The organism is Bacillus sp. AP50, assembly GCF_040492675.1.
Lineage (GTDB): Bacteria > Bacillota > Bacilli > Bacillales > Bacillaceae_G > Bacillus_A > Bacillus_A cereus.
Map to the genome: position 1 here is coordinate 1 of NZ_JBEUTW010000504.1, position 5,997 is coordinate 5,997.

Sequence of the window (5,997 nt, forward strand, 5' to 3'; positions counted from 1 at the left end):
AAATAATTTTAATTACTGGTGGTACAGGTTCGTGGGGGCATGAACTTATAAAACAACTATTAGAAAAATCACCGAAAGAAATTAGAATTTTTTCAAGAAATGAAACGGTTCAGTTTGAAATGCAGCAACAGTTTATAAATGATGATAGGTTAAAATTTATTATTGGAGATATTCGTGATAAAGATCAACTAGTCTATGCTTGCCAAGGTGTACATTATGTGTTCCATCTTGCAGCTTTAAAACATGTTCCAGTATGTGAGTATTATCCTTATGAAGCTATAAAAACCAATATACATGGTACGCAAAATGTAATTGAAGCCTCTATACAGATGCAAGTTGAAAAAGTTATATATGTTTCAACGGATAAAGCAGCTGATCCATCAAATACGTATGGGATGACAAAAGCAATTGGTGAAAAATTAATGGTTCATGCGAATATACAAACGAAGAAAACAAAATTCATTTGTGTTCGTGGTGGAAATGTTTTAGGAACGAGTGGAAGTGTAGTACCACTTTTTAAACAACAAATTAAAAAATCTTCACAAGTAGGGATTACCGATGCGAATATGACTAGATTTTTCTTAACAGTTGAAGATGCTGTTGGGTTGTTATTTAAAGCCGTATCTCAAGGTAGAGGCGGGGAAATCTTTGTTATGAAAATGCCGGCATGTAAAATAACAGATTTAGCAGAAGTATTAATTGAAGATTCCGGAAAAGAAAATGTTAAGGTAAAAGAGGTAGGGATAAGACCGGGTGAAAAATTAAGTGAAATGCTTCTATCTGAGGTAGAGAGTAAAACAAGTATAAGTTTTGATCAAAATTATTTTGTGGTACTACCGACTATTCCTATACAAGGACTTCAACAATATTATTCAAGCTATCCTCTAGTGGATGTGAAGAGTTTTAGTTCTCAACAAGATTTACTTGCAAAACATGAGGTGAAACAAATGCTATTAAAAGGAGGGTTTTTGCGATGAAAAAAAATGCGAGCCTTTTAATAACTGGTGCAAATGGTTTCACAGGACGCCATGCTTGCCACTATTTTTTACAGCAGGGCTTTCATGTAATTCCTATGTTTCAAAATTGTGCATATGGAGAAAAAATTAGAAATGGTATTACTTGTAATTTAACTAATAAGAGCGAAGTAATGAAGGTAATGAAACAAATAAAGCCAGACTACGTATTGCATTTAGCAGGAAGGAATTCGGTTATAGAATCTTGGACAGCTGCCCTTGAATATATAGAGGTTAATGTAATAGGAACATTATATTTATTAGAAGCAATTAAGCAAGAAGCCTCGCATTGTAGAACATTAGTTATAGGATCTGCTTTGCAAGCAGATAGTATGAACGAAATAAAAATTTCAAATCCATATAGTTTAAGTAAAACGATGCAAGTTATTATTGCAGAGGCTTGGGGAGGATTAATGGATTCAAATATTATCATTGCAAAGCCCTCAAACTTAATTGGTCCAGGGGAATCGAATGGCATTTGTTCGATTCTCGCAAAGAAAATGATAGATATAGAATCAGGTAGAAGTAAAGCCATTATTGAAGTAAACAGTTTGAAAGATAGTAGAGATTTTCTAGATGTACGTGATGCGATTAAAGCGTATCATGTGTTATTACGAGATGGAATAAATGGAAAACAATATAATATCGGATCAGGAGTAAAACGATCTTTGTTAAATGTACTAGAACAATATAAAGAATTAACACAGCTAAATTTTTTTATAGAGGAAACAGAGAAAAGTGGGAGCGACTCAAATGAGAGTTTAGCAATAGAGGAAATAAAAAGGTTAGGTTGGATCCCAGAAATTGAATTTCATCAATCATTAAAAGATGTACTTGAGTATGCGAAGTGTAGTGACATCTGCATGCAATGAAAAACAAAAAAGGGTGTAAGAAATATATGAATGATTATGAAATAATAGATAATCAAAATACGCTATTTCTTTCAATTGTTGATGCGTTGGATTGGAGAGATGAAGAAGCGCATGTATTGCGTCTTTATGAGGCAATACATAAATATCAAGCGTATGTAGAAGAAAAAAGGGTTAATCAAATAAAGTCAGCATTAGAGACGGAAACTAGATATGTGATTCAAATCTTTGCTCAATACGAGTGTAGTGAGTATGGAAATGATTTTTATGAACTCATTAAAGATCTTTTACAAGATATAGAGGTGGAGTTAAAGATTTATATAAAAAATAATAATTTTATTTACATTTAAAAGGTAAATATAAAGCTAGATTTTTAATAATAAAGGTGGGTATAAGTTATGAGCAAAACGATTCTTTTTACTGGGGGCGGTACAGCCGGACACGTTATGATTAATATTGTATTAATTCCTAAATTTATAGAGAAAGGCTGGAGAGTCGAGTATATTGGATCCAAAAATGGAATTGAAAAATCATTAGTGCAAAATGTTAAATACAATAGTGTTTCAACGGGCAAGCTTAGGAGATATTGGGATTGGGAAAATTTTAAAGATCCTTTTAAAATTATACGAGGTTGTTTACAAAGTTATAAATTAATTAAGAAAACAAAGCCTGACGTTATCTTTTCAGCAGGAGGATTTGTTTCAGTTCCTGTAGCTATAGGAGCATGGTTAAATCGTGTGCCTATAATTATACGTGAACCAGATAGCACATTAGGACTTGCCAATAAAATAGCATTACCTTTTGCTACAAAGCTATGCACAACATTTCCTCAGACAGGAGAAAATGTAAGTAATGAGAAGAAGGTTTATGTAGGACCAATTGTAAGGGAAGAAATTGAGAAGGGTAACGTATTACGAGGAAGAAGATATTGTGAATTTCAGCAAGATAAACCAGTATTATTAATTATGGGTGGGAGTCAAGGTGCTAAGTGGATAAATGATATGGTAAGGGAATGTTTAGATACAATACTATTAAACTTTAATATTATTCATATATGTGGTAAAGGGAAGGTAGACCCATCTATTGGCATGGAGGGGTATATGCAATTTGAATATATAGGCGACGAGTTGCCGCATATACTAAATATGGCAAGTGTTGTAGTTTCCAGAGCGGGTTCTACTGCTATTTCTGAATTGTTATTTTTGAAGAAACCGATGTTGCTTATCCCGTTAACTAACAGTTCCAGCAGGGGAGATCAAGTTTTAAATGCTGAATATTTTTCACGGCAAGGATATGCGGAAGTTATACTCCAAGACAGAGTAAGTACGAATACATTTATACATGCAGTAAATAAGTTGTATACAAATAAGGAGAAATATATTCAAAACATGAATGGATATAAGAAAACAAATGATGAGGGAATTCATCAAATAATAGATATAATAAATGAAGTGGTGGAGTAATAGAAATGTAAATAGAAAAACAAAAGGAAAGAAGGTATCTTCTTTCCTTTTTACTATATTTGTTCAAATTCATTATTATTTATTCTAATTAGTTATGTACTATCGGTGAATGCCGTTTTCTAATAGCTCAGTAAATGCATGAATATGAATAGGTTTACTGTAATAATAACCTTGAATAAACTGACATTTATTTTTTTGAAGGAAATTTACGTGCTCTTTCGTTTCTACACCTTCAGCAATGACAGACATTCCTAATGTATTTGCTAATGTGATGATCGTTTTAATAATTTCCATTCCATCATCACATGTTTCAGACATTGTAATAAATTCTCTCGGGATTTTTAACGTATCAATTGGATACAAAGGTAAGTAGGCTAGCGAAGAATAACCTGTACCAAAATCGTCGATAGAAATGTGAATCCCTAAACTTTTTAGTGTACGCAGTTTTATCAATGTTTCTCGCTCATCCATCATTGCAATTCGCTCTGTTAATTCAAGATCAAGAGAGCTTGCTGGTAAACCTGTATTTGTTAAAGTAGAAGAAATAGATTTTACAAAATCTTCTTGTTCAAATTCTTTAGCAGATAAATTTACACCTATTTTTAAATGTGAATATCCGAGTGCGTGCCAACGTTTCATTTGCTTGCAAGCCTGCTCTAATGTCCATTTTCCTATTGAAATAATTTGTAGTGTTTCTTCTGCAATCGGAATAAACTCGTATGGAGAAATAATACCTAATTCAGGATGATTCCACCTAATTAAAGCTTCTGCACCGATAATTTTATTAGATTCACTATCAACTTGAGGTTGATACAAAAGGAACAATTCTTCATTTTGTAGTGCGTTTGGTAAATCTTTTTCTAATCGTAATCGTCTTTCAATTTTTTTAGCGATTACATCGTCATAAATAGAGACAGAGTTAAGCTCTTTTGCTTTTGCATCATACATTGCAACATTAGCGTTTTTCAGAAGTGTAGCGGTATCGATTCCGGAATGTGGATAAATAGCGATGCCGATACTCAGTGATAAAGTTAATTTATGCTCATGTATGATAAATGACTTTTTCATGCATGAGCATAATTGGTTACATAATTGGAATAAGTAATCTTCGTCAGTATAGTTTTCAATTATGATTGTAAATTCATCGCCACCGATTCTTGAAAGATGAGTATGTGATGGAAGACATGATTGGAATCGCTTTGCTACTTCTTCTAATATGTAATCTCCTGATGAATGTCCAAGTGTATCGTTAATTGCTTTAAAGCGATCTAAATCTAAATATAATAATGCAAACTCGCTTTCTGTTATTTTAGCATTTTTTATAACTCTCTTTAATTTCTTATGGAAAAAGGCACGGTTCCCAATTTTCGTTACAGTGTCATGGAATGCTAAATATTTTATTTCTTCTTGCTGTTTTTTTAGTGCAGTAATATCTTTCACCATAATATAGCTTCCTGAAATTTGTCCGTCTATTATAATAGGAATGATTGTAACGTATAAAAAATAAGTAAAGCCATCTTTATATTGAGAACTAAGTTGTAAGAATGCCGATTCTTGTTGTTTCACTTTTTCTAATGCCAATGCTAGCTTATGCTTATCTTCATCTAAAATGATCGAAAAACAAGTTTCACCTAGTAACTCATCCGTTGGTGCCCCAAGTAGTACACTCCCAGCCTTATTTACATTTAAGAATATTCCATTTAAATCAATGGTGAAGATAGGGTCAGGATGATATTCATATAATGATTTAAACTTTTGCTGTTTTTGAGAAAGAGCCTCTGATTTATGAACTAAATCAGACGTCCGTAAAGTAACTTTTTCTTCTAGTTGGGCATTAAATGCCTGCAAACGTTTTGTTAAGGAATTGTTTTGCATACGTACGATAGAATGACGAATGAGTACGAAAATAAAAGTAATACAATTTCCTGTAATGAGAGTTGAAGAGGATGTTTGTTCTTTTAATGTAAACCCGATTAGTATTGCAACAGCAAGATAAGGAAATACAACTAAAGCTTTTTTTCCTATTATAGGGTTTACAAGGAAATAATTTTTATGGCTATTATGATCTTCTGAAATAGAGCCAGCTATTGCAATAAGTAATATAGGTATTCTATATAAAAGACGTAATAATATTATAGTTTCAGTTGATAAGTGGTTATTTAAGTAAAAATAAATATAGTTAAAAGTTGCAGAACTTATTAATACAAAAATAAAGATATAAATTTTCCGTTTGGAATTAAAAATTGTTGGACGGAAAAAGAGACTAACACCTAGCAGTAGAAATAATAAATCTGCAATTGGGTATAAAAATGAAAGGAAAACATCTCCTAGTGAAAGAGCGAATATATTTAAATTTGGTTGATTAAATAAATACCATTCTAATGTGAATATGGAAGTAAGCACTATGCATATATCACAAATAAAGAACGCTTTTTCCCATTTATTGCATTCCTTTAAGATTTTATAGCAGAAAGCGATAAGACAGAAAAATAGAAAAAACATGTAAAATACATCAGAAACCGTAAAACGATGTATTGGAATTTCGAAGAAGCTATCTTGATATGTATATACTATTTTTCCTAATAAAAAACTACCAATTGCTATTGTAATACATATCCAAAACGGATTTGAACTGACTTTCTTAGAATATAT

5 protein-coding genes are annotated in these 5,997 nt (G+C 31.9%); 4 read left to right on the plus strand and 1 reads right to left on the minus strand.

The genetic code is table 11. The features are described 5' to 3' along the window. Positions 1-2 precede the first annotated feature (2 nt). From ABWK52_RS25550 to ABWK52_RS25565, 4 genes are read left to right on the plus strand one after another with little or no spacing between them, the layout of a single operon-like run. Positions 3-977: a UDP-N-acetylglucosamine 4,6-dehydratase family protein gene (locus tag ABWK52_RS25550; protein ID WP_256497449.1), complete on the plus strand. Its 975-nt coding sequence runs from the start codon at positions 3-5 to the stop codon at positions 975-977. Next, entirely contained in the window at positions 974-1,885 is a 912-nt protein-coding gene (locus ABWK52_RS25555; protein ID WP_087967660.1) for an NAD-dependent epimerase/dehydratase family protein, read from the plus strand. The genes ABWK52_RS25550 and ABWK52_RS25555 overlap by 4 nt, the downstream gene beginning before the upstream one ends. Next, a complete protein-coding gene (locus tag ABWK52_RS25560) occupies positions 1,882-2,232 on the plus strand; it encodes a DUF6572 domain-containing protein (protein ID WP_002101267.1) in 351 nt (116 codons plus the stop codon). The genes ABWK52_RS25555 and ABWK52_RS25560 overlap by 4 nt, the downstream gene beginning before the upstream one ends. Positions 2,233-2,280: 48 nt before the next feature. Continuing rightward, positions 2,281-3,345 (plus strand): undecaprenyldiphospho-muramoylpentapeptide beta-N-acetylglucosaminyltransferase, encoded by a 1,065-nt coding sequence (locus ABWK52_RS25565; protein WP_016111208.1) that lies wholly within the window; start codon positions 2,281-2,283, stop codon positions 3,343-3,345. 99 nt (positions 3,346-3,444) lie between these two features. Here the strand turns inward: ABWK52_RS25565 and ABWK52_RS25570 are convergent. Beyond that, positions 3,445-5,997, minus strand: a 2,553-nt coding sequence (locus tag ABWK52_RS25570; protein WP_353772213.1) for a putative bifunctional diguanylate cyclase/phosphodiesterase, incomplete at its 5' end; no start/stop codon positions are given.

Excerpts from the sequence above, each read along its gene's own strand:
- ABWK52_RS25565 (WP_016111208.1), top strand. The coding sequence starts at position 2,281 with ATGAGCAAAACGATTCTTTTTACTGGGGGCGGTACAGCCGGACACGTT.
- ABWK52_RS25555 (WP_087967660.1), top strand. The coding sequence starts at position 974 with ATGAAAAAAAATGCGAGCCTTTTAATAACTGGTGCAAATGGTTTCACA.
- ABWK52_RS25560 (WP_002101267.1), top strand. The coding sequence starts at position 1,882 with ATGAAAAACAAAAAAGGGTGTAAGAAATATATGAATGATTATGAAATA.